This window comes from Lapillicoccus jejuensis, from assembly GCF_006715055.1.
Lineage (GTDB): Bacteria > Actinomycetota > Actinomycetes > Actinomycetales > Dermatophilaceae > Lapillicoccus > Lapillicoccus jejuensis.
Genome location: NZ_VFMN01000001.1, coordinates 99866 through 122794 on the forward strand (window position 1 = coordinate 99866; position 22929 = coordinate 122794).

Genomic DNA, 22929 nt, shown 5'->3' on the forward strand with positions numbered 1-22929 from the left:
ATCCCAGGAGACATCATCATGAGCAACAAGATCGGCGTCCACGCCCTCGTCTGGGTCGGTGGGTGGAGCCCCGAGCAGGCCCGCACCGCCATCGAGTCGACCCGCGAGGCGGGCTACGACCTCATCGAGCTGACCATGCCCGACGAGACCTTCGACGCGGCGATGACCGCGAAGCTCCTGCAGGAGAACGGGCTCGACTCGGCGTTCTCGCTCGGGCTGTCACCCGAGACCGACATCTCCAGCGACGACCCGCAGGTCGTCGCCCGGGGGCGCGAGTTCCTCGCCGGCGTGCTGTCGCTGGTCCGGGACACCGGGTCGTCGTACCTCGGCGGGGTGATCTTCTCCAAGCTGGGCCGGTACGACGCCCCGGTGACCGAGCGCGGGCGCGCCCACTCGGTGGAGTCGATCGCCTGGCTCGCCGACCGGGCCGCCGCCAGCGGGATCACGCTGGGCCTGGAGTTCTGCAACCGCTACGAGACCAACGTGCTCAACACGACCGAGCAGACGCTCGCCTTCATCGCCGACGTCGACCGGCCCAACGTCGTGGCGCACCTCGACGTCTACCACATGAACATCGAGGAGGTGTCGTTCTCCGGCGCCGTCCACGCCGCCGCCGACGCCGGTCGGCTCGGCTACGTGCACCTCGGGGAGTCGCACCGGGGCGCCCTCGGCACCGGCTCGGTGCCCTTCGAGGAGTTCTTCGACGCCCTGCACGAGGTGGGGTACGACGGCACGCTGACCTTCGAGTCGTTCTCCTCGCGGGTCGTGCACCCCACCCTGTCCAGCAACCTCGCCATCTGGCGCGACACGTGGGACGACTCCATGGCCCTGGCCGTGGACGCCCGCGAGTTCATCCGCCGGGGATACGGAGCCTGACGTGACCGACCAGCCCAGCGCCCCTGTCACCGGCGGCGACCCGCTCGCCGAGCTCGACGAGTTCTCGATCGAGCTGCCGTCGTGGGCCTTCGGCAACGCCGGCACCCGCTTCAAGGTCTTCTCCTCGCCGGGGGTCCCGCGCGACCCGTTCGAGAAGGTGTCGGACGCGGCGCAGGTGCACCGCCTCACCGGTCTGGCGCCGCGGGTGTCGCTGCACATCCCGTGGGACCTCGTGCCCGACGAGCGGGGCGGGTTCGACGCCCTGGCCGCGCACGCCCGCGAGGAGGGCGTGAGCATCGGCGCGATCAACAGCAACCTGTTCCAGGACGACGACTACCGGCTGGGGTCGCTCGCCCACCCGGAGGAGCGCGTCCGGGACAAGGCGATCGCCCACCACGCGCAGTGCGTCGACGTCATGCGGGCGACCGGGTCCCGCGACCTCAAGCTGTGGCTCCCCGACGGCACGAACTACCCCGGGCAGGACTCGCTGCGCGCCCGCCAGGACCGGCTGGCCGACTCGCTGCAACAGGTCTACGCGCTGCTCGACCCGGGGATGCGGCTGCTCATCGAGTACAAGCTGTTCGAGCCGTCGTTCTACTCGATGGACATCCCGGACTGGGGCACGTCGCTGACCCACTGCCTCGCCCTCGGCGACCAGGCCGTCGTCGTCCTCGACACCGGGCACCACGCCCCGAGCACGAACATCGAGTTCATCGTCATGATGCTGCTGCGCGCGAAGCGGCTCGGTGCCTTCGACTTCAACTCGCGCTTCTACGCCGACGACGACCTCATGGTCGGTGCGGCCGACCCGTTCCAGCTCTTCCGGATCCTCCACGAGATCGTCGAGCAGGACGCCCACCTGCCGTCGTCCGAGGTCAGCTTCATGCTCGACCAGTGCCACAACATCGAGCCGAAGGTCCGCGGGCAGCTGCGGTCGGTGCTCAACGTCGAGGAGGGGCTGGCCAAGGCGCTGCTCGTCGACGAGCCGGCGCTGCGGGCGGCGCACGAGGCGGGCGACGTCCTCGGCGCGAACGACGTCCTCATGGACGCCTACCGCACCGACGTCCGGGAGCGCCTCGCGGACCGTCGCGAGGCCCGCGGTCTGCCGCGGGACCCGGTGGCCGCATTCACGGCGTCCGGCTACCTCGAGCGGGTCAGCGCCGAGCGCGTCGGCGGGACCCAGGCGTCCTGGGGGGCCTGACCGAGGAGTCGTCCGTCCACCCCGTCCGGCCGTTCGCCCGCGGTCTGGCCGCCGGCGGTGACGGGCCGTGGGCAGCTCGCCGTGAACGCGTCGACGAGCACCTGGTTGGCGGCGACCGCGGACTGCGGGGTCGTCGTGCTGTAGTCCCGCCCGTTGTAGGCCACCGACGCCTGCCGGGTGCCGTCGGTGGAGGTGAAGACCACGGTGAGGGTGCCGAAGGTGGCGCCGTCGTGCCCGAAGAGCAGCTGGGGGCTCCCGTCGGCCGCGGGGCACGGGTCACCGACGGCGTAGATGCCCAGTCCGTAGCGCAGCGGGGTGGTGGTCCGGGGCGTGAGCATCTGCTGCAGGGAGCCCTTCGAGGTGAGCCGTCCTGCCATCAACGCACGGTAGAACCGGTCGATGTCGGACGCGTTGGCCACCACCGCGCCGGCGGAGGAGAACGAGGTCGACCCGAGGTCATCGAGGATGCCGGGCGGGTCACCCCACAGCGCGACGTCGGACAGGTGCGCGCCGTCGTACGTCGGCCCGTTCATCGGAAAGCGCGCGGAGCCCATCCCGGCGGGCGCGAACACCCGTTGGGCCAGCAGGCTCCCGACGCTGCGGTGCGTCGCCGCAGCGAGCATCATCCCGACCACGACGTAGTTGGTGTTGGAGTAGGAGAACGAGGTGCCGGGCGTGAACGACCACGGGTCCGCCAGCGCCGCGGCGACGAGCTGCTGGTCCGTACGACGCGTCGCGAGGACCGTCTCGACCTGCTCCGGGGTCTGCGCCGTGCGCAGCAGGGCCGTGAGGTAGTCGGGTAAGCCGGAGCGGTGGCTCAGCAGCTCCTCCAGGGTGACGTCGCCGTGCGCGCCCAGCAGCCCGGGCAGGACGTCGTCGACCGTCGTCGACAGGCTCCAGTGCCGGCGGTCCACCTCCTGCATGGCGAGGGTGGCGACCATCGCCTTCGTCACGCTGCCGACCCGCACGGTGTCGAACGGCTGGGCCGCCGACCCGGTCGACGGGTTCCGCACCCCGGCGGCCCCCTTCCACCAGTCGCCGCCGCGGGTCGTGCTCGCTGCGACCACGCCGACCGCTCCGGCGTCGACGACCGCCTGCAGGTCCTGCTGCAGACGCGCCTGAGCGGCCGGGCGCCGGTCGTGCGCCGTGGCGGTGCTCGCGGGGACAGCAGGCTTCGGGACCGGAGGCGTCGGCGCCGCGGTGGCCGCCGCCGCCGGGACACCCAGCGCCAGGATCGCGAGCACGGTCACGGCAGAACGCCATCCCCGGCCCCAGGTGCGCGCGGGCCGTCCTCCGGGTGTCGCCGTCATCGTCCTTCTCCCCTCCATCACGGACGGCGGGTGAGCACCCCGCCACCTCCCTTCCTACCGACCGAGGGAGTGCGACGGATCCCTCCCGCGGCGGAGGCGGCTCCCCATCACGAGGGAGGAGCGACGGTGCCGCCCGGTGGGCGGGGCGGCACCGTCTCCCTCAGGGACGTCGTGTCACGGGGTCGAGTCGTGACGCGGTCCCGGGACCCGGCCCTCCGCGCGGACGTCGCGGAGCCCGGGATGAACCGCCGGCAGGGCGGTCGGGTCGAGCAGAGGGGTGGACGAGCAGCGGGGGAGGGTGCTCAGGGCAGGGCCGGGATGGCGAGGCGCTGCCCCGCGTGCACCTGGAGCGAGCTGAGCCCGTTGGCCAGCTGAATCTGCGCGACGCCCTCGTCGACGGGCAGGCCCGGCAGCTCGTGGGCGGCGACCTGCGACAGCGTCTGCCCCGAGGAGACCGTCACGGTGTGGTCGATGGTCGCCGCGGCGGACCCGGCGCCCAGCACGCTGACGAGCAGGACCACTCCCAGGGTGACGGCCGAGGCGAGGACGAGCAGCCGGCCGAAGCGGGTGATCCGCAGCGGGGCGGACGCGGCGCGGGCGGCGCGGCCGGTCGGGACGAGCCGGAGCTCGGGGCGACGCGACGGGGCGCCCACCAGGTCGGTGGCGGGGGCGACGGACCAGACGGCTGCTGCGCTCATCGATAGCTCCTCAGGGGCGGGGACGAGGCCGGTCGAACGGGTGTGCGATCGAACGCCTGTCCAATTTGTAGCACGCGTGTGCGAGAAAGTCGAGACACGCGTCGAACAGGTGTTTGGCACGCTCGTTCGAAGGTCGTAGTCTCTGGCCATGGACGAGAGTCCATCACCGACCACCGACAGAGCACCCCCGCCGGCCGCGTGACCCCGCCCTGACCTGCGGGAACGCGCTCCCCGGCACCGCAGACGAGAGACCGAGGAGCAGGGATGGCACAGGTGCACGAGATGCCCGAGCGGGGCCAGGGCGACGGCCTCACGGTCCGTCAGCGGCGTGTGCTCGAGGTCATCCGCAACTCGGTCGACCGTCGGGGCTACCCGCCGAGCCTGCGCGAGATCGGCGAGGCCGTGGGCCTGACCAGCCCGAGCAGCGTCGCCCACCAGCTGTCGACCCTCGAGCGCAAGGGGTACCTGCGCCGCGACCCGAACCGGCCGCGCGCCATCGAGGTCGTCTCCCCCGACGCCGCCCCCGAGGAGCGGGGCTACCGCTCGGGTGACGCCGGCACCCGGCAGATCATCGACAGCCAGGGGCTGCTCGAGACGCCGTCGGACGAGACGGGCTCGGGGGACGCGCGCCCGGCGGCGTCGTACGTGCCCGTGGTGGGGCGGATCGCCGCCGGCGGTCCGATCCTCGCGGAGGAGGTCGTCGAGGACGTCTTCCCGCTGCCCAAGCAGATCGTCGGCGAGGGGTCGCTCTTCCTGCTCAAGGTCGTCGGCGACTCGATGGTCGACGCGGCCATCTGCGACGGCGACTGGGTCGTCGTGCGGCAGCAGCCGACCGCGGACAACGGCGACATCGTCGCGGCCATGCTCGACAACGAGGCGACGGTCAAGACGTTCAAGCGCACCGACGGCCACGTGTGGCTCATGCCGCACAACCCGGCGTACACGCCCATCGACGGCGACCACGCGACGATCCTCGGCAAGGTCACGGCGGTCCTGCGCCGGGTGTGACGCTCAGGCGACGGCGGCGGCCAGCCTTGTGAGCGTCTCCCCCAAGGGGCCGTGGAGCCGGATGGTCGCCTCGCCGTCGCCGCGGCTGGGGCCGGCCGTGACGATGGCCACCGGCTTGCCGTCGCGGTGGGCCCGCCGCACGAAGCGGTAGCCGCTCATCACCGCCAGCGACGAGCCCAGGACCAGCAGGCCGCGGGCCCGGTCGACCGTGTCGAAGGCGTGGGCGACGGTCTCCTTCGGGACCGACTCGCCGAAGAAGACGACGTCGGGCTTGAGGGTGTCGCGCCCGCAGACGAGGCAGGCCTGCAGGTGGAAGGTCGTCACGAGGTCGTCGTCGAGGACGATGTCGCCGTCGGGCCGGATCTGGCTGGTGACGCGCGAGGCGTCCCCCGCGACGGCGAGCACCCGGTCGGCGAACCCGGGGTTGGCCAGCGCCATCCGCTCGTGCAGCGCCACCCGGGAGCTGCGGTCGCCGCAGGTGAGGCAGACGACCCGATCGAGCGTGCCGTGCAGCTCGAGGACGTCGTGGGCACCGGCCTCCTGGTGCAGTCCGTCGACGTTCTGGGTGACGATCCCGGTGAGACGGCCGCTGCGCTGGAGCGCGGTGACGGCGCGGTGACCGGCGTTCGGGTGCGCGCGGGTGAAGCGCTGCCAGCCGATGAAGCTGCGGGCCCAGTAGCGCTGGCGGGCGGCGGAGGAGCCGCTGAACTCGTCGTACTGCATCGGCATGACGCGCCGGGTGCCGTCCGGGCCGCGGTAGTCGGGGATCCCCGACTCGGTGCTGAGCCCGGCCCCGGTGAGGACGGCGACCTCGCCGGCCCGGACGAGGCCGAGGAGCTCGTCGAACGACCCCGGACCCTCGACCGCGCCCCCCTCCGCCGGTCGCAGCACCCAGGAGGGGCGTGCGGAGGCGGGGCGGATCACCCCCTCAGTATCGCCCGGCACCCGACCCGACGAGGGTCGGCCCTACCGGACCCAATCCCTACCTCCATGACGATCTCGTGGCGAACGGACCGTCGGCATAACGCGGCGTTATAGAATCCGCCCATGATCGACGCCGCCGGACTGAGGGTCATGCGCGCCATCGCCGAGGAGGGCAGCTTCACCGGGGCGGCCACCGCCCTGGGCTACTCGCAGCCCGCCGTCTCGCAGATGGTGCGACGGCTCGAGCAGCGCACCGGAACGGTGCTCGTCGAGCGCATCGGCCGTCAGGTGCGGCTCACCGAGGCCGGCCAGGTCCTCGCCCGTCACGCGGTCGGCGTGCTGGCCGCCCTCGACGCGGCCGAGGAGGAGGTCGCCGCGATCGCCGGACTGCGCTCCGGCCGGGTACGGCTCATGGCGTTCCCGTCGTCGTCGGCGACGCTCGTGCCCCGGGCGCTGTCGCTGGTCAGGTCGCGCTTCCCCGACGTGTCGGTGAGCTTCAGCGAGGCGGAGCCGCCCGAGGCGCTCGCCGCGCTCCGCGCGGGTGACTGCGACCTCGCGGTGACGTTCGCCTACGAGCAGGACGAGGTGCCGGCGTCCGAGGACCTCGACCTGTTCGTCTCGACCGTGCTGCTCGAGGACGAGGTCCGCCTCGCCGTCCCCCGCAGCCACCCGCTGGCCGAGACCGGAGAGGTCGACCTGGCCGACGTCGGCTCCGAGTCGTGGATCGCCGGGTGCCCCCGGTGCCGGGGTCACCTGCTGGCCCTCGCCCGCCGGTCCGGCTTCTCCCCCACCGTGTCCTACGAGACCGAGGACTACGTCGCCGTGCTCGGTCTCGTCGGCGAGGGCCTCGGCGTCGCGCTCGTGCCCGACCTCATCCTCGCCGCCGCCAAGCACGACGGGGTGGCGACCCTCCCCCTCAAGCCCGCGTCGCGACGGGTCATCACCGCGGTGACGACCGAGGACCTCCAGCGCGTGCCCGCGGTCAGGGCCACCCTCGAGGCGCTAGACGAGAGCGCGGCCGCGCACCGCCGGGCCCGCCCCGTCGCGGTGCCGTCGCTCATGCCCGCCCCCGCCTACCACATCTGAGAACCGCTCCACCCGAATCGGATTCGGTCCGCTCGGCTCGTGTCACGACCCGAGCCGAGCGGACCGAATCCGATTCGTGTGGGTCGCGCCGGGGTCAGCGGGAAGTGACGTAGCGCAGCCCGCCGTGGTCGCCGAGGACGGCGATGTCACCCGACTGGTCGGTGCGCAGGACCTGGAAGCCGTCGCCGCGGAGGGCCGTGACGGTGGACGGCGCAGGGTGTCCGTAGTCGTTGTCGGCCCCGACGCTGACGAGGGCGAGCGGGGCGTGGGTGGCGGCGTACAGCTCGTCGTCACGGTTGGCCGAGCCGTGGTGGGCGACCTTGACGACGTCGAAGCCGTCGGCGAGGAGCGCCGGCTCGGTCCGCAGAGCCCGCAGCAGCTCCGCCGCCGCCTCGCGCTCGACGTCGCCGAGGAGCAGCAGCCGCAGCCCGTCGACGTCGACGGTGAGGACGACCGACGCGTTGTTCGGCACCGACCCGGCCCGGATGACCCGGGCCGGCCACCACACCCGCGCCTCGATCCCCGGCCACGCGAGCCGGTCGCCGGCCCACACCCGGGTCACCGGGACCCCCGCGGCACGGGCCTCGGCCACCACGTCGCGCGCGCGGTCGGCGGGTTCGTCGACGGGTCGACGAGCAGGGCGCCCACGGACCGCCCGCGCAGCACGCCCGGCAGCCCGTCGACGTGGTCGGCGTGGTCGTGCGTGAGGACCACGGCGTCGACCCGGGTCACCCCGAGCCGCCCGAGGCACCCGTCGACGGCCGCCGGGTCAGGCCCGGTGTCGACGACGACCACCGTGCCGGCGGCGCTGCGCAGGACCATCCCGTCGCCCTGGCCGACGTCGCACATGACGTAGCGCCACCCCGGCGGCGGCCAGGTCAGCCGGGCCGTCGGCGCCCCGGCGGCGAGCCCCAGGAGGGCGCACGCCGCCACGACCGCCGGCCGGCGGCGGCCGTGGTGCAGCAGCCACGGCCCGGTGAGGACGACGACGAGGCTGAGCGCCGCGAGGCTGAGCGCCCCGCCGGCGCCGCTCGGCCACGGGACGCTGCCCCAGGGCAGTCCCGCCCCCGCCCGGGCGACGGCCGCGATCCCCAGGGTGGGCAGGGCGGGCAGCCAGGCCGCCCACGCGGCGAGGGGTGGCACCACGAGCGCGAGGAGCGCGACGGCGACACCGAGGACCGTCGCCGGGGTGACCAGCGGCGACACGACGAGGTTGGTGAGGACGGCGACGAGCGACACCGACCCCTGCAGGACGACGACCACCGGCCCGCAGACGACCTGGGCGGCGAGCGGGAGGGCGACGGCGGGTCCGAGCCACCTCAGCCGGGGCGGCAGGCGCGCGGCGAGCGCCTCGCCCCACGGTCGGGCGAGCACGAGCAGCCCGATCGTGGCCAGCGTCGACAGCGCGAACCCCACCGACCTCGACAGCCACGGGTCCCAGACGAGGAGCCCGACGACGGCGGCGGCGACCGCCGGCAGCCCCTCGCGCCGGCGGTGGGTGCCGAGGCCCAGCAGCCCGACGCACCCCATCGCCGCCGCGCGCAGCACGCTCGGCTCGGGCCGGACGAGGACGACGAAGCCGAGCAGCAGGGCGAGCGCCACGAGGGGTCGTCGTCGGCGCCGGACGCCGAGCCACCCGCACGCCCAGATCCCGGCCGCGAGGACGATGGTGACGTTGCTGCCGCTGACCGCGCTGAGGTGGGTCAGGCCGCTCGCCTGCATCGCGGTGGTGAGGTCCTGCGGGGCCCGGCTCGTGTCGCCGAGGACGAGGCCGGGCAGCAGGCCGCGCGCGTCGGCCGGCAGGTGCTCGGTCGCGGAGGCGAACCGCCCCCGCACGAGCGCCGCCGTCCGCTCGAGCAGCCCCGGCGCGGAGACGACGGTGACGGGACCGCGCGGGGCGAGCATCGCGACGACGTCGTCGGCGGGGTCGTCGGTCGGCCCGAGGCGACCGGTGAGCCGCACCTGAGCGCGCCACGGCAGCGCCAGCAGCGACGGGTCGCCCAGGACGAGCACGGGGTCCTGCACCGCAGTGGTCCTCCCCCGACCCGTCACCTCGCGGACGTCGAGCACGACCGCGACGAGCGGCTGTCCGCCGTGCCCACCGGCCACGAGGTGGGGGTCGCTCGCGACGCCGGCGGTGACGGTGACGACGGCCCGGTCCTGGGCCAGCTCCGCCACGGGTCCGGCGTCACGCACCGCCGTCCACGCTGCGAGCGCCCCCGTGAGGAGGACGACGACGAGACCGGTGAGGGCGAGCAGAGCGCTGTACGACGTCGGTTCGCCGCCGCCGGGCGGTCGGGTCACCCGACCGGCACCCCGTCGGCGGTGACGCGCGAGCGCGCCGGCGGTGGCCACCCCGGCGAGTCCGGCGGTCGTCACCCGCCAACCGCCGCTGGCTCCGAGCAGCAGCGCCTGGACCACCCAGCCGGCGGCCGCCGGCAGCAGCAGCCTCAGGTCGGCCCGGGCCGGCGCCACCTCGTCCGCGCTCACACGGCGACGAGCGGCCGCAGCGTGCCGAGCAGCTTGTCGCCGATCCCGCTCACCTCCCCCAGCTCGTCGACGGTGCTGAACCGGCCGTGCTGGGTGCGCCAGTCGAGGATCCGTTGGGCGAGGACCGGGCCCACGCCGGGGAGCCCGTCGAGGGCCGCGAGGTCGGCGGAGTTGAGGTCGACCGGCCCACCCGCCCCCACCGCGGAGCCGGAGCCCGGCGTCCCCGCGGCCGTCTCCCCTCCCCCGGCGCTCCCCGTCCCTCCACCCGCGACGACCGGGCCGAGCACGGTGGGCGGCACCTCCCCCGGGCGGGGCACGTAGAGGCGCTCGCCGTCGACGAGCGGCCGGGCCAGGTTGAGGACGGTGAGGTCCGCCGCCGAGCCCGCGCCCCCGGCGCGGGCGAGGGCGTCGGCGACCCGAGCGCCGGCCGGCAGCCGCACCAGACCCGGCCGTGCCACCTGCCCCGCCACATCGACCACGAGCAGCACACCCGAGGTCGTCTGGGCGGTCAGGCCAGACGGGGCCGCACTGCGCGAGGCACCGCTCGGTCCCGACGCCCCGGGCGTCGCGAACGCCGGGGGTGTCCCCGTCCGGGTCAGCGGCGGCGGGGAGGCCGCGGTCTGCGGCTGGGCCGACGCCTGAGCCGAGCCCACCCGCACGGCGAGCACCGCTCCCGCGAGCGCGATGAGCACGGCGACCGCCGCCACCGCCCGCCACGAGACCGATCGTCGCGCCTCGCGCAGCGAGGAGGGCAGCGACCACAGCGGCGGCGCGGCCGCCGCGCGGTGCCGCCCCGCCGTACCGCTCCGCCCCGAGCGTCCACCACGCCCGGGCGGTGGCTCGCCCTCCTCCCCGCTCGCCTCGTCCTGCTCGTCCTGCTCGTCCTGCTCGTGCTCGTCGACCGCCTCGAGCATCCCCGCCTGCTCGGCCACGGGCCGACCGCCGGGACCGTCGCCGTACCCCCGCGCGAGCAGCGCCGCCAACCGCTCCTGCGGATCCGTCCCCACCGGCTCGCCGGCTCGCCGACCGGCCCCGCGGGCGGGGCGGTCGGTCGCAGCGGGTCGTCGGGCCATACGACGACGCTACGGAGACAGCGCCGCCCACCACGTGGTCGACGACCCACCCTGTGGACGACGCCCGCACCGCCCGGGGGTTGTGGACGACGTCAGCGCGAGCGCCGCGCCCGCGACCACCCCTGCAGGTTGGGGCGGTGCCGGGCCAGCACGACCCCCGAGAGGACGACGCCGTACGCCGTCGTCGACCAGCCCACCCCACCGAGCGGACCCGTGCGCCCGAGGCCGGCGAGGACCCCGAGGACCACGAGCGTCCCCGCCGCCGCGACGGACGCGCCCGCCACCCACCGCCCCAGGGCCACCACCGCGACGAAGACGACGACCATGACGAGCGCGAACCACGGCAGCACCCCGAGGACGGCGCCCAGCGCCGTCGCCACCCCCTTGCCGCCGTGCCCCCGCAGGAACGGTGACCACACGTGCCCGAGCACCGCCGCCACCCCCACGACGTACGACGCCCCGTGCCCACCCAGGTGCAGCGCCAGCACCGACGGGACGAACCCCTTCGCCACGTCGAGCAGCCCGACGAGCACGCCCCACCGCGCGCCGAGGACCCGTCCGGCGTTGGTGGCCCCGGGGTTGCCGGAGCCCGCGGTGGCGAGGTCGCGCCCGAGCACCCGCGCGACGATCGTCGCCGGGTTGACCGACCCCAGCAGGAACGCCGCGACCGCCCCGAGCGCGACCGCCACCAAGGACCCCGCCCTCACCGCCGGCCCGCCCGGCTCACGGCCGGCCTACCCGGCTCACGGCCGGCCCGCCCGGCTCACGGCCGCGGCGACACGACGACGGCGACCGTCCCCGGACCGACGTGCGCACCGACCACCGCACCGAGCTGCCCGACCACGACCTCCCCGACCCGGTCGGCCGGCAGGTCCGCCCGCAGCTGCTGGGCCAGCCCCTGCGCCCGGGCCTCCCCGTCCAGGTGCTGCACCGCGACGTCGACGACCCCCGGCGCCCGACCGGCCGCCTCGAGCGCCAGCGCGGCCAACCGGGCCAGCGCCCGCGACGAGGTCCGCACCCGCTCCAGCGGCTCGATCGCGCCCTCGCGGATGGTGAGGATGGGCTTGATCGCGAGCGCCGACCCGAGCAGCGCCGACGCCGCGCCGATCCGGCCGCCGCGCCGCAGGTGCTCGAGGGTGTCGACGTAGAACGCCACCGACGACGCGGCCGCCCGGGCCCGGGCGACGGCCGCGACCTCCTCCGGTCCGGCCCCCCGACCGGCCGCCTGCGCGGCGGACAGGACGGCGTACCCCATCGCCATCCCGAGGGTGCGGGCGTCGACGACTGTGACCGGCAGCGGTGCCTGCCCAGCGGCGAGCTGCGCCGACTGCACCGTCCCGGACATGTCCGCCGACAGGTGCACCGACACGACCGACGTCGCGCCCTCGGCGGCCAGCTGCTCGTACGCCCCGAGGAACGCCTGCGGCGTGGGCCGCGACGTGCTGACGGGGGTGAAGGAGCGCAGCGCCGCCGCGAGGTCGTCCGGCTCGACGTCGCTCTCGCGCCGGTCGAGCGACCCGACGACGACGTGCAGCGGCACGATCGTCAACGGCGTCGCCGCCGCCGCGACCAGCTCCCGCGGCAGGTAGGCCGTGGAGTCGGTGACGACGGCGACGCTCACCCGGGCGAACCTACCGGGGGCGGGTCACGCCGGGACGACGTTGACGAGCTTCGGCGCCCGCACGATGACCGTGCGCACCCCGTCCGGCGTCGCCGCGACGACCTTCTCGCGCGCCAGGACCAGCTCGCGCAGCGCGTCCTCGGTGATGTCGGCCGGCACCTCGACCCGGTCGCGGACCTTGCCCTTGACCTGGATGACGCAGGTGACCTGGTCGTCGACGAGCAGCGCCGGGTCGGCGACCGGGAACGCCGCGTGCGCGACCCCTCCGTCGTGCCCGAGGCGGCTCCACAGCTCCTCGCTCACGTGCGGCGCGACCGGCGCGAGCATGAGCACCATGGCCTCGACGACGTCGCGCGGCGGCGACGCCAGCTTGGTCACCGCGTTGTTCAGCTCGATGAGCTTGGCCAGCGCCGTGTTGAACCGCAGCTGCTCGTAGTCCTCGCGCACCCCGGCGATCGTCTTGTGCAGCAGCACCGTCGTCGCGCGGTCGGCGGGCTCGCCGGTGACGACGACCTCGCCGGTCCGCTCGTCGACGACGTTGCGCCACAGGCGCTGCAGGAAGCGCTGCGACCCGACGACCGCGCGGGTCTCCCACGGCTTGCTCAGCTCGAGCGGACCCATCGACATCTCGTAGACGCGGAAGGTGTCGGCGCCGTAGGCGTCGTACATCTCGTCGGGGCTGACCGAGTTCTTCAGCGACTTGCCGATCTTGCCCAGCTCGCGGGTGACCGGCTCGTCCTGCCAGGTGAAGGTGACGTCGTCGCCGGCGCCGTGCTCGACGACCTCCTTGGCCTCGACCGGCTGGCCGCGACCGTCGCGGTAGGCGTACGCCTGGATGTAGCCCTGCGAGAAGTAGCGCCGGAACGGCTCCTCGCTGCTGACGAAGCCGAGGTCGAAGAGCACCTTGTGCCAGAACCGCGCGTAGAGCAGGTGCAGCACGGCGTGCTCGACGCCGCCGACGTAGAGGTCGACGCCGCCCGGGTCGCGCGTCCCCGCGGGCGCGCCGGCGACCGGCTCGTCCTGCGGCCCGACCCAGTAGGCCTCGTTCTGCGGGTCGCAGAACGCCGCGTCGTTGGCCGGGTCGAGGTAGCGCAGGTAGTACCAGCACGACCCCGCCCAGTTGGGCATCGTGTTGGTCTCCCGGCGGTAGCGGCGCACGCCGCGGCCGTCGCCGAGGTCGAGCTCCACCTCGACCCACTCCGGCACCCGCGACAGCGGCGGCTCCGGCGAGGACTGCGCGTCGTCGGCCTCGAACGTCTTGGGCGCGTAGTCCGGCACGTCCGGCAGCTCGACCGGCAGCATCGACTCCGGGACCGCGTGGACGACACCGTCCTCGTCGTAGACGACGGGGAACGGCTCACCCCAGTAGCGCTGCCGGCTGAACAGCCAGTCGCGCAGCCGGTAGGTGACGGTCCCTTCCCCGGAACCCTTCTCCTCGAGCCAGGCGACGATGCGCTCCTTGGCCTCGGCGACGCCGAGCCCGTCCAGCGAGATCTCGTCGTTGGCCGAGTTGACCGCCGGCCCGTCGCCGACGTACGCCCGGTCCTCCGGGTGGCCCTCGGACGGCTGCACCGTCCGCACGATCGGCAGCTCGTACGCCGTCGCGAAGTCCCAGTCGCGCTCGTCCTGCGCCGGGACGGCCATGATCGCGCCGGTGCCGTAGCCCATGAGGACGTAGTCGGCGACGAAGACGGGGACGCGGACGCCGTTGACCGGGTTGGTCGCCCACGCGCCGGTGAAGACGCCGGTCTTGGCCTTGTCCTCCTTCTGCCGCTCGACCTCGCTCTTGCGCGAGGCGGCGAGCCGGTACGACGCCACCGCGGCCTGCGGGCTGCTCGTGTCGACCCCCGCGGCCCCACCCTTCCAGGCCTCGCGGGTCCCGTCGGGCCAGGCCGCCGGCACGAGCGCGTCCACGAGCGGGTGCTCCGGGGCCAGCACCATGAAGGTCGCGCCGAAGAGGGTGTCGGGACGCGTCGTGAAGACCTCGACCTCGGCGCCGTCACCGGCGCGCTCACCGGAGACCGTCGTCACCGGGAAGCGCACGTGCGCGCCCTGTGAGCGCCCGATCCAGTTGCGCTGCATGGTCTTGACCTTCTCGGGCCAGTCCACGCGGTCCAGGTCGTCGGCCAGCCGGTCGGCGTACGCGGTGATCCGCATCATCCACTGGCGCAGGTTGCGCCGGAAGACGGGGTAGTTACCGCGCTCGGAGCGGCCCTCGTTGGTGACCTCCTCGTTGGACAGCACCGTCCCCAGCCCCGGGCACCAGTTGACCGGCGCCTCGGAGGTGTAGGCCAGCCGGTGCGCGTCGACGACCTCGGCCCGCTCGACCGCGTCCAGCTGCGACCAGGAGCGACCGGCCAGCTCGGGCACCCTCCGCGTCCCCGCCTCCAGCGCCGCGACGAGCTCGGCGATCGGCCGCGCCGCGCCGCGGCCGCCGTCGGCGCGCTCGACCTCCGGGTCGTACCAGGCCTCGAAGATCTGCCGGAAGATCCACTGCGTCCACCGGTAGTAGTCCGGGTCGATGGTCGCGTAGCTGCGCCGGTCGTCGAAGCCCAGCCCCAGGCGCCGCAGCTGGCGGCGCATGACGACCATGTTCTCCTCGGTCGTCTTTCGCGGGTGCTGCCCGGTCTGGACGGCGTACTGCTCCGCCGGCAGGCCGAAGGCGTCGAAGCCGAGGCAGTGCATGACGTTGCGCCCCAGCATCCGGTGGAACCGCGCGTAGACGTCGGTAGCGATGTAGCCCAGCGGGTGCCCGACGTGCAGGCCCGCCCCGCTCGGGTAGGGGAACATGTCGAGGACGACGAGCTTCTCCCCCAGCGCGGCGACCTCGTCCGGCTGCGCCCACGGCCCGGCCGGGTTCGGCGCGCGGAACGTGCCGCGCTCCTCCCAGCGGTCCTGCCAGGCGACCTCGATGTCCTGCGCCAGCCGCGCCGTGTAGCGGTACGGCGTCTCGTCGCCGCCCGCGCCGCCGCTGCCGCTGCTGGTGGTGCCGCTCGTGGTGTCGCTCGTCGTGCTCATGCTCATGCTCGTGCTCCTGACCTTCTCTGCCGGCGCCTGCCGCGTCGGCTGCTCGCCCACCGTGCGCGCCCCGCGGACCCGGGGCAAAAGAAAACCCCTCGCAGGGAGGGGTGGCCGCGCCGAGGTCCGTCCGGGTCAGCGCGGCTGGCGAAGGAGGAGCAGCCGGATCACGCTCCGAGGCTACCGCACCCGCACGGGCCGTCTCTCAGCCGACGAGGTCGGGGCGGACCAGCCCGACCGTCACGAGCGCCGCCGCCCCGTGGTAGGTCACCATCACGGCGACGGGCAGCGCCCGGCCGGCGCGCGGGACCACCGCGAACCGGGCGCCGGCGAGCAGCAGGTCGCTGACGGCGAGCAGCGTGAGACCGGCCGCCGGCAGCACCGCCCCGCGCCACCAGGTCGCCGCGGCGACGAGGACGAGCACGACGCCGTACGCCGTCGCGAGGCCGGCGACCGCGGGCTCGCTCGCCACCGCACGGCGCCGGACCGCGACGACCGCGACCGCGCCCAGCGCGACGACGAGGAGGACCGCGGGCCACCACGCCGTCCGGGCCGGCAGGGCGAGGACCCCGAGCAGCACGGCGACGTGGCCGACGAGGAAGGCGAGCGCCCCGGGCGTGAACCGGTCCGGGGCGAGCAGGAGGACGTCGCCGACGAGCCACGCGAGCAGGGCGAGCAGCAGCCAGCGCCCGGGCACGGTCGCCTCGGCGTGCGCGAGCACCGCCCAGAGCGCCAGCAGGACGGGGACGGCGGGCTTGGCCAGCTGCTCGACGCCGGCGGCCCGGCGCGCGACGGCGACCCAGTCGGCGACCGCGGCGACGGCCGCCGCGGCGAGCAGCACCCAGCCGAAGACGTTCACGGCGTCACCCTCCCGCGCGCCGGCCCGTGCCGGTCGGCGACACACGGGACGTCGGCATCTCGCCGGTCGGGCCGGCCGCCGGGTGGTCGGGCGCGTGCGTACGCTGGGCACCCCATGAGCAGCTACCAGCACGCCGTCACCGACGCCGACACCGCCGAGACCCTCGGCAGCGGCGACCTGCCGGTGCTCGCGACCCCCCGCCTCATCAACTGGTGCGAGCGCGCCGCCTTCGCCGAGGCCCGCGAGGCGCTCCAGGAGGGCCAGACCACCGTCGGGACGACGGTGAAGGTCGACCACGTCAAGGCGACCCCGGTCGGCTCGACGGTGACGGTCAGCTGCTCGAAGCCCAAGAACGACGGGCGCCGGCTGATCTTCCACGTCAGCGTCAAGGACGCGGCGGGCGAGGTCGTGGCGCAGGGCGAGGTGCACCGTGCGGTCGTCGACCGCGACCGGTTCCTCGCGCGCTTCGGTGGCGCCCAGGCCTGACCGGCCGTTCCTGCGCCGTACGGCGTCAGGAGGCCGCGGGAGCCACCGTGGTCGCCGGGTCGGTCGCCGGAGCGCTAGCCGGGGTGCTGGTCGCGTCCGTGGCCGGGGCGGGCTCCGCCGCCTTCTCGGTCGTCGAACCCTCGCCCGACCCGGTCGTGACCGGGGCCGGGTCGGCCGGGACGGCCTCGTCGCTCGAACCGGTCGACTCGGTCGACGGACCGCCCGAGGACGGCTCGGTGACGACGACCGGTGCGGAGTCCGTGCCGTCCGTGGTGCCGGTGGTCGGCTGCTGTGCGGTCGATGACTGGGCCGCCTGGGCCGCGGCGGGCGCGTCGGCCCCGGCCGCGGACGACCCGGGCACCGAGGAGTCGGCCGGCGAGGACCCGGCGGCGCCGGTCGGCGTGGAGGCGGGGGTGCTGTCGGTGCCGTTGGTCGCCGTCCCCGTCGGGAGGGTGATGGGGTCCGTCGGGGTGGGCGCCGGGTCGGTCGCGGTCGCCGTGGGGTCGGGCGACGGGTTCGTCGGGCTGTCGGTCGGCGTGCCCGGCGGCGTCGTCGTGGCCGTGCTCGGCGTGTCCGTCGCGGGGGGCGGCGTCGACGTGGTCGTGGTGGTCGCCGGCGTCTCCGAGGCGGCGGTCGTCACCGCGGCGCCAACGGAGCCACCGGAGCCACCGGAGCCACCGGTGGCGCCCGAGGCGTCGGTCGACCCGGCGGTGGATCCCGCGGCGGCTGCGCCGCCACCGGTGCCGCCGGGCGGGGTGGTGGCGGCGGCGTCGACGTTCCCGCCACTGCCGGTGCTGCCGGTGCTGCCGGTGCTGCCGGTGCTGCCGGCGCTGCCGGTGCTGCCGCCGGTCCCGACCGGGGCGAGGTCGATGACGAGCGCGGCCTGGGTGGACGGGAGGCCGGCGAGCATCGTCACCGCGGTAGCCGCCTCGCCGGGGCTCGTGCAGCTGCTCTGGGCCGATGCCGGCAGGCCGGGGCAGCTCAGCGTCGACTTCGCCGCGACGACGAACGAGACCGGCAGGATGACCCCGTCGCCGACCGAGGTGATGGGCTTGAGGGCCAGCAGGTTGGTCTTCCCGGGCTTCTGCACGCCGGTCAGCGTGTAGGACACCGTGACCGTCGTCGCCGCCGCGCCGAGCGCGACGACCTGCTGGCCCTTGAGGGTGGTGAAGTCGAGGACGACGGTGCGGCCGTCGGCGACGATGACGACGTTCTGGATCCGGACGCTGCTCTGGTCGAAGCCCGTCGGCAGCTGCGGCGGGCTGAGGGTGATGCTCGTGATGGGGCGGCCGGGGCGCAGCGTCTCGCTGACCGTGAGGGCGGTGTTGTCCTTGGTCGGGGCGGCCAGCACGGTGATGCCGGGGCCGGACTGCGGCGCCCCGCCGAGGGTCGGGGCCTTGAACCCGGCCGGGAGCTCCACGACGGTCGAGGTGCGACCGCCCCCGAGCGCCCGATCGCCCCCGGCGGCCACCTGGATGGCGGGGTGGGTGGTGAACACCGTGGTGGACGCCACGAAGCCGGCCGCGAGAGCGACGGCCCAGGCCATCCTCTGCCGCTTCGGCACGCGCACGGACGTCCGCACCACGACTGGTCTCCTTCTTCGCCGGGCCGAGGGATTGGCTCCGACGACGTCCCCTCCCCAGGGACATCTCCAGCATAGGAGCCGCCGCGTGCTCCGCGTCCGATTCTGCCGTTTTCGACCCGAACGGACGAGGAGGTGCGACACGGTCGATGGGCGTCTCATCACGAAGGTCACGGTTCGGCCCGGTCTGGGCATCCTTGGCCCACCCGGTCCCGGCTGGACCACCCCTCACCGGGCGCACGACCTCGTACTGTGAGGGTGCGCCGGATGGCCCGGACCGTGCACGTCAGGAGGGCCCGTGAAGCCTGGTCGCATCGCCGTCGGCGCGGGGGTCGTCGTCCTCGGGATCGTGGTCGCATCCGTCAACGCCTGGGCCTTCCGGGCCTACCCCGACTCATGGGGTGGTCCCGACATCGGCGGTGGGTTCATCCAGCTGTGCGCGTACGCGGCCGTGGTCGTCGGCGCGGTCCTCCTGGCCCGTGGGCTCCGCGGACGCCGGCGACGCCGCTGACGCCGCTGACGCTCCGCCGTCCGTAGGACGGTCCCGCACGACGAAGCGCCCCGGCCGCTTCGGCCGGGGCGCTCTCGTGGTCCCGCTGGTGGAGCTGAGGGGATTCGAACCCCTGACCCCCTCCATGCCATGGAGGTGCGCTACCAACTGCGCTACAGCCCCGTACGAGGTCTCCCTCGCGGGTGGCCGCCGGTCTCCCGTGCGGCCTGCGGAAGTCTAGCGGGCCGCTCGCCCGCCGCCCAAATCAGCCCCCGTCGCGGCCCTCGACCACCGGCGCGGGCTCCGGCACGACTCCCGCGTTCCACTCCTCGAGCCGGTACGCCGGCCCCGCCGGCGCCCCCTCGACGAGGCGCGCCTCGGCGACGGTGGCCCAGTGGCAGTTGCCGAGACCCCACAGCATCCGCGCCGCGAGCATCGGCTCGAGCCCGAGCAGGGACGCGGCGAGCGCCCGGGCGGCGACGCCGTGCGAGACGAGCAGGGCGACGGCACCCTCGGGGAGGTCGGCGAGCACCTCGTCGGCGGCGGCCCGGGTCCGGGCGGCCACCTCGGCGACCGTCTCCCCCGTGCCGCCCCGCCGGACGTCGACGCCGCGCGCCATCTCCTCGAGGGTGGCGGCGTCCTCCTTGCGCACCTGCGCGCTCGTGCGACCGGACCACGCGCCCACGTCGATCTCGCGCAGACGCCGGTCCGTGCGCACGGGCAGCCCGGCGACGCGGGCCACCGCCTCGGCGGTCCGGCGGGCGCGCTGCAGGTCGGACGAGACGACGACGTACGGCGTCCTCGCCGCGAGGACGGGGGCGGCGCGCCGCGCCTGCTCCTCCCCCCGCGCGGACAGGGCGGAGTCGCGGTGCCCCTGCCAGATGCCGGCCGCGTTGTCGGCGGTCTCGCCGTGCCGCAGCAGGACCAGCCGCCTCGGGCCGGCCGGACCGGTCACGGCGCCGACGGCGCCTGCACGCCCGACAGGTCGAGCGTCGGGCAGTCCTTCCACAGCCGCTCGAGCTGGTAGTACTCGCGCTCGTCCTCGTGCTGGACGTGGACGACGATGTCGCCGAAGTCGATGAGCACCCAGCGACCCTCGCGCTCCCCCTCGCGGCGGATCGGCTTGGCGCCGATGTCGCGCATCCGGTCCTCCACCTCGTCGACGACGGCGCCGACCTGGCGCTCGCTGCCGGCGGAGGCGATGACGAAGATGTCGGTGAGGGCGAGGTGGTCGCTGACGTCGATGGCGACGACGTCGCGGGCGACCTTGTCCTCGGCCGCGTCGACGGCGACCTTGGCCAGGCTCAGGGCTCGGGGGGTGGCGCTCACGGCGTGGACATGACCTTCTCGTCGGGGATGCGGGTGAGGGGGGCGGTGCGGGTGGGATGGTGCGCGGCGCCGGGCTCCGACGCGTAGAGCGCGTACTTGTTGATGTACTGCACGACGCCGTCCGGCACGAGGTACCAGACCGGTTGCCCGGCGACGACGCGGTCGCGGCAGGCCGTCGAGGAGATCGCCATGGCGGGGACCTCCTGGAGCGAGATCTTGTCGGTGGGCAGGCCCTTGTCGCTCAGCTCGTGCCCGGGCCGGGTGACCCCGACGAAGTGGGCGAGGTCCCACAGCTCGTCGTGGTCCTTCCACGTGAGGATCTGCGCGAGGGCGTCGGCGCCGGTGATGAAGAACAGCTCGTCGTCCGGCCGCTCGCGGCGCAGGTCGCGCAGGGTGTCGATGGTGTACGTCGTCCCGGGCCGCTCGATGTCGACCCGGCTCACGGTGAAGCGCGGGTTGGACGCCGTGGCGATGACCGTCATGAGGTAGCGGTGCTCCGCGGTCGTCACCTCCTGGTCGGCCTTCTGCCAGGGCTGACCGGTGGGGACGAAGACGACCTCGTCGAGGTCGAAGCGCGCCTGGACCTCGCTCGCCGCGACCAGGTGCCCGTGGTGGATGGGGTCGAACGTGCCGCCCATCACGCCCAGGCGACGGCTCAGCGCCGGCCCCCGGGCTGCTGACCGCCGCGGGCCCCGGCGCCCCCGCGGGCGGCCTCCTGCGCGGCGCGCACCCGCGCCTCGCGGTCGGCGACCTTGGCGGCGGTGTTGCGGAAGGACCACAGCACCCCGAGGCCGAGCAGGAACGCCACGAAGGCGATGAGGCCGAAGGCGATCGGCGGCATCGGCAGCTGGCGGGTCTCCTCGGCCGCGACGAGCACCGGGAGCAGCGACGTGGCGGGCATGCCCCCAGCGTAGCGTCCGGGCCCGACCGCTCCGTCACGGTCCGGCTCCGTCACGGCTGCGTCACGGTCCGGCCACGCTCCCAGCGGGGGCCTACGCGCCGCACAGCCCGGGCCGGACCCGCGCCGTACATTGGCAGGCATGAACCCGGACACGGACCCGGAGCTGTCGGTCGTCATCCCGATGTACAACGAGGAGGAGGTCCTCCCGCTGCTCGTCGACCGGCTGCGCCCGACCCTGGAGGCCACCGGGGCGACGTACGAGGTCGTCGCGGTCGACGACGGGAGCACCGACCTGACCCCGGCCCTGCTGCAGCGGATGCACCGCGACTGGGACGCCGTGCGGGTGGTGCGGCTACGCGCCAACGCGGGGCACCAGGCCGCCATCTCGGCCGGGCTGGTCAGCGCGCGCGGCGACTACGTCGTGACGATCGACGCCGACCTGCAGGACCCACCGGAGGTCATCGGCGAGATGCTCTCCCTGGCCCGCACCGACGGCCTCGACGTCGTCTACGGGGTGCGCAACGACCGCTCGACCGACACGGTGTTCAAGCGGGTGACGGCCCGGGCCTTCTACTCGCTCATCCGGCGCATGTCGGGGACCAGCGCGCAGAGCGACGCCGGCGACTTCCGGCTCATGTCGCGCGCGACCGTCGACGCCATCAACGAGCTGCCCGAGCACAACCGGGTGCTGCGCTTCATCGTCCCCGCGCTGGGCTTCCCCTCGGGCACGGTCGAGTACCGCCGCGAGGAGCGCGCCGCGGGGGTCTCGAAGTACCCCCTGCTGAAGATGCTCAAGCTGAGCGTCGACTCGCTCACCGGCTTCTCGATGGCGCCGCTGCGCCTGGCCACCCTGCTCGGCATCGGCGGTGGCGTGCTCGCGGTGCTGCTGGGCATCTTCGCGGTCGTCGAGAGCGTCATGGGCAAGGTCGTCGCCGGCTGGACCTCGACCGTCGTCATCGTCGCCGCCGTCGGCGCCGCGCAGCTGCTCTGCCTCGGGCTGCTCGGCGAGTACATCGGGCGGATGTACACCCAGATGCAGGGCCGGCCGACGTACTTCATCGCCTACGACTCGCTCGCCGCCCCCGCGCGGCGCGGCCCGACCGACACCCCGCTGCCCCCGCGCGGCGCCCCCACCGCCGGGCGGCGCGGGCCGGTGGCCCGCACGCCCGACGAGCGCGAGGTCCCGCCGGCGGACCCCGTGCTGGAGCCGGCGGACCCGGTGCTGGAGCCGGCGGTCAGGGACGCGGCCGGGCGCTGACGAGCAGGCTCACCCCGGGCAACTGCTTGACCGGCAGGTAGCGCTCGGCGGTGATGACGGCGCGCAGGCCGGCGTTGACGACGGGGTGCAGGTCGTCGAGGTCGCTGCCGCTGCTGGAGCGCCGGCGCAGCGCGACGACAGGGCGCAGCAGGACGTTCCAGCTGTCCATCGAGTCGATGGTGAAGCCGCCGTCGGTGAGCACCGCGCCGAGGGTCTCGCGGGTGTAGCGGCGCACGTGGTCGACGGCCTCGTCGTGCGCGGACCACAGCCGCGGGTCGGCGGGGACGGCGACGAGCCAGGTGCCCGTCGGCCGCAGGACACGGCGCACCTCGGCGACCGCGGCGGCGTCGTCCTCGATGTGCTCGAGGACGTCGAAGGCGACGACGAGGTCCAGGCTGCCGTCGGCGACCGGCAGGGCGGTCGCGTCGGCCCGCACCACGTCGAGCCCGCGCTCCCGGGCGACCCTCGCGCCGTCGGCGCCGTACTCCAGGGCGGCGGGCCGCCAGCCGAGGTCGCGCAGGACGCGGGTGTTGCCGCCGCCGGCGGCGCCGATGTCGAGGGCGTCGCCCGGGGTCATCCCGTCCAGCGCCTTCGCGAGCAGGTGACGGCGCTCGCGGTACCACCAGTGGGTGTCCTCGAGCGCGGCGAGCTTGCGGACCTCGGTGCCCTCCATCCGCGTCACCCTGCCAGCGGGCGGGCTGGCAACCCAAATCCGGCGC

General features: G+C 74.8%; 23 protein-coding genes and 1 tRNA gene. 7 read left to right on the top strand and 17 right to left on the bottom strand.

The features are described 5' to 3' along the window. Positions 1-18: 18 nt before the first annotated feature. Complete coding sequence (locus FB458_RS00430; protein WP_141845799.1) at positions 19-876, top strand: sugar phosphate isomerase/epimerase family protein; 858 nt, start codon at positions 19-21, stop codon at positions 874-876. Between the two features lies 1 nt (position 877). Further along, on the top strand, positions 878-2077 hold the full coding sequence (rhaI, locus tag FB458_RS00435; RefSeq protein WP_141845801.1) for an L-rhamnose isomerase: 1200 nt from the start codon (positions 878-880) through the stop codon (positions 2075-2077). Here the strand turns inward: rhaI and FB458_RS00440 are convergent. Both FB458_RS00440 and FB458_RS00445 read right to left on the bottom strand, forming a co-directional pair. Then, a complete protein-coding gene (locus FB458_RS00440) occupies positions 2017-3327 on the bottom strand; it encodes a serine hydrolase domain-containing protein (RefSeq protein WP_170185517.1) in 1311 nt (436 codons plus the stop codon). The two genes, rhaI and FB458_RS00440, sit on opposite strands and share 61 nt — an antisense overlap. Before the next feature lie 362 nt (positions 3328-3689). Then, entirely contained in the window at positions 3690-4085 is a 396-nt protein-coding gene (locus FB458_RS00445) for a LysM peptidoglycan-binding domain-containing protein (protein WP_141845805.1), read from the bottom strand. A gap of 264 nt (positions 4086-4349) precedes the next feature. Here FB458_RS00445 and lexA point away from each other — a divergent pair, with 264 nt between their 5' ends. Beyond that, complete coding sequence (lexA, locus tag FB458_RS00450) at positions 4350-5093, top strand: transcriptional repressor LexA (protein WP_141845807.1); 744 nt, start codon at positions 4350-4352, stop codon at positions 5091-5093. A 3-nt stretch (positions 5094-5096) separates the two neighbouring features. On the opposite strand, the gene FB458_RS00455 is transcribed toward lexA, so the two are convergent. After that, the gene (locus tag FB458_RS00455) at positions 5097-5981 is read right to left on the bottom strand and encodes a Sir2 family NAD-dependent protein deacetylase (RefSeq protein ID WP_141850230.1); all 885 of its coding nucleotides are present in this window, start codon (positions 5979-5981) and stop codon (positions 5097-5099) included. A 159-nt stretch (positions 5982-6140) separates the two neighbouring features. On the opposite strand from FB458_RS00455, the gene FB458_RS00460 reads away from it, so the two are divergent. Further along, positions 6141-7103, top strand: coding sequence for a LysR family transcriptional regulator (locus FB458_RS00460; RefSeq protein WP_141845809.1), 963 nt, complete (start codon positions 6141-6143; stop codon positions 7101-7103). 94 nt (positions 7104-7197) lie between these two features. On the opposite strand, the gene FB458_RS21515 is transcribed toward FB458_RS00460, so the two are convergent. From FB458_RS21515 to FB458_RS00490, 7 genes are all read right to left on the bottom strand, one after another. Then, positions 7198-7665, bottom strand: a complete 468-nt coding sequence (locus FB458_RS21515) for a ComEC/Rec2 family competence protein (RefSeq protein WP_211355882.1) — start codon at positions 7663-7665, stop codon at positions 7198-7200. Further along, complete coding sequence (locus FB458_RS00465) at positions 7662-9593, bottom strand: ComEC/Rec2 family competence protein (protein ID WP_211355883.1); 1932 nt, start codon at positions 9591-9593, stop codon at positions 7662-7664. Before FB458_RS00465 ends, FB458_RS21515 begins: the two co-directional genes overlap by 4 nt. Beyond that, a complete protein-coding gene (locus FB458_RS00470) occupies positions 9590-10666 on the bottom strand; it encodes a ComEA family DNA-binding protein (RefSeq protein WP_246060988.1) in 1077 nt (358 codons plus the stop codon). The genes FB458_RS00465 and FB458_RS00470 overlap by 4 nt, the downstream gene beginning before the upstream one ends. Before the next feature lie 92 nt (positions 10667-10758). After that, the gene (locus FB458_RS00475; RefSeq protein WP_246060989.1) at positions 10759-11355 is read right to left on the bottom strand and encodes a glycerol-3-phosphate acyltransferase; all 597 of its coding nucleotides are present in this window, start codon (positions 11353-11355) and stop codon (positions 10759-10761) included. A gap of 74 nt (positions 11356-11429) precedes the next feature. Further along, on the bottom strand, positions 11430-12287 hold the full coding sequence (locus FB458_RS00480) for a DegV family protein (protein WP_141845813.1): 858 nt from the start codon (positions 12285-12287) through the stop codon (positions 11430-11432). 24 nt (positions 12288-12311) lie between these two features. Then, the gene (leuS, locus tag FB458_RS00485; RefSeq protein WP_141850232.1) at positions 12312-15305 is read right to left on the bottom strand and encodes a leucine--tRNA ligase; all 2994 of its coding nucleotides are present in this window, start codon (positions 15303-15305) and stop codon (positions 12312-12314) included. Between the two features lie 205 nt (positions 15306-15510). Further along, the gene (locus FB458_RS00490; RefSeq protein WP_170185518.1) at positions 15511-16164 is read right to left on the bottom strand and encodes a lysoplasmalogenase family protein; all 654 of its coding nucleotides are present in this window, start codon (positions 16162-16164) and stop codon (positions 15511-15513) included. A gap of 114 nt (positions 16165-16278) precedes the next feature. On the opposite strand from FB458_RS00490, the gene FB458_RS00495 reads away from it, so the two are divergent. Continuing rightward, on the top strand, positions 16279-16650 hold the full coding sequence (locus FB458_RS00495; protein ID WP_141845817.1) for a thioesterase family protein: 372 nt from the start codon (positions 16279-16281) through the stop codon (positions 16648-16650). A 25-nt stretch (positions 16651-16675) separates the two neighbouring features. Here the strand turns inward: FB458_RS00495 and FB458_RS00500 are convergent, their stop codons facing one another. After that, positions 16676-18235 (bottom strand): hypothetical protein, encoded by a 1560-nt coding sequence (locus FB458_RS00500; protein ID WP_141845819.1) that lies wholly within the window; start codon positions 18233-18235, stop codon positions 16676-16678. 295 nt (positions 18236-18530) lie between these two features. On the opposite strand from FB458_RS00500, the gene FB458_RS00505 reads away from it, so the two are divergent. Continuing rightward, positions 18531-18743 carry a hypothetical protein gene (locus FB458_RS00505; protein WP_141845821.1) on the top strand — a complete coding sequence of 71 codons (213 nt, stop codon included), beginning with the start codon at positions 18531-18533 and terminating at the stop codon, positions 18741-18743. 86 nt (positions 18744-18829) lie between these two features. Here the strand turns inward: FB458_RS00505 and FB458_RS00510 are convergent. The 5 genes from FB458_RS00510 to FB458_RS00530 all read right to left on the bottom strand — a co-directional run bounded on the left by FB458_RS00510 (position 18830) and on the right by FB458_RS00530 (position 20952). Next, positions 18830-18905: transfer RNA gene (locus FB458_RS00510), tRNA-Ala, on the bottom strand. Positions 18906-18987: 82 nt separating this feature from the next. Next, positions 18988-19677, bottom strand: a complete 690-nt coding sequence (locus FB458_RS00515; RefSeq protein ID WP_141845822.1) for a histidine phosphatase family protein — start codon at positions 19675-19677, stop codon at positions 18988-18990. After that, positions 19674-20051 (bottom strand): ribosome silencing factor, encoded by a 378-nt coding sequence (rsfS, locus tag FB458_RS00520; protein ID WP_141845824.1) that lies wholly within the window; start codon positions 20049-20051, stop codon positions 19674-19676. The genes FB458_RS00515 and rsfS overlap by 4 nt, the downstream gene beginning before the upstream one ends. Continuing rightward, positions 20048-20689 carry a nicotinate-nucleotide adenylyltransferase gene (gene nadD / locus FB458_RS00525; RefSeq protein ID WP_141845827.1) on the bottom strand — a complete coding sequence of 214 codons (642 nt, stop codon included), beginning with the start codon at positions 20687-20689 and terminating at the stop codon, positions 20048-20050. The genes rsfS and nadD overlap by 4 nt, the downstream gene beginning before the upstream one ends. Positions 20690-20706: 17 nt before the next feature. Next, a complete protein-coding gene (locus FB458_RS00530; RefSeq protein WP_141845829.1) occupies positions 20707-20952 on the bottom strand; it encodes a hypothetical protein in 246 nt (81 codons plus the stop codon). A 139-nt stretch (positions 20953-21091) separates the two neighbouring features. On the opposite strand from FB458_RS00530, the gene FB458_RS00535 reads away from it, so the two are divergent. Continuing rightward, the gene (locus tag FB458_RS00535) at positions 21092-22210 is read left to right on the top strand and encodes a glycosyltransferase family 2 protein (RefSeq protein WP_141845830.1); all 1119 of its coding nucleotides are present in this window, start codon (positions 21092-21094) and stop codon (positions 22208-22210) included. Here the strand turns inward: FB458_RS00535 and FB458_RS00540 are convergent. Next, positions 22188-22883 carry a class I SAM-dependent methyltransferase gene (locus FB458_RS00540; RefSeq protein WP_141845832.1) on the bottom strand — a complete coding sequence of 232 codons (696 nt, stop codon included), beginning with the start codon at positions 22881-22883 and terminating at the stop codon, positions 22188-22190. The genes FB458_RS00535 and FB458_RS00540 overlap by 23 nt on opposite strands. Positions 22884-22929 lie beyond the last annotated feature (46 nt).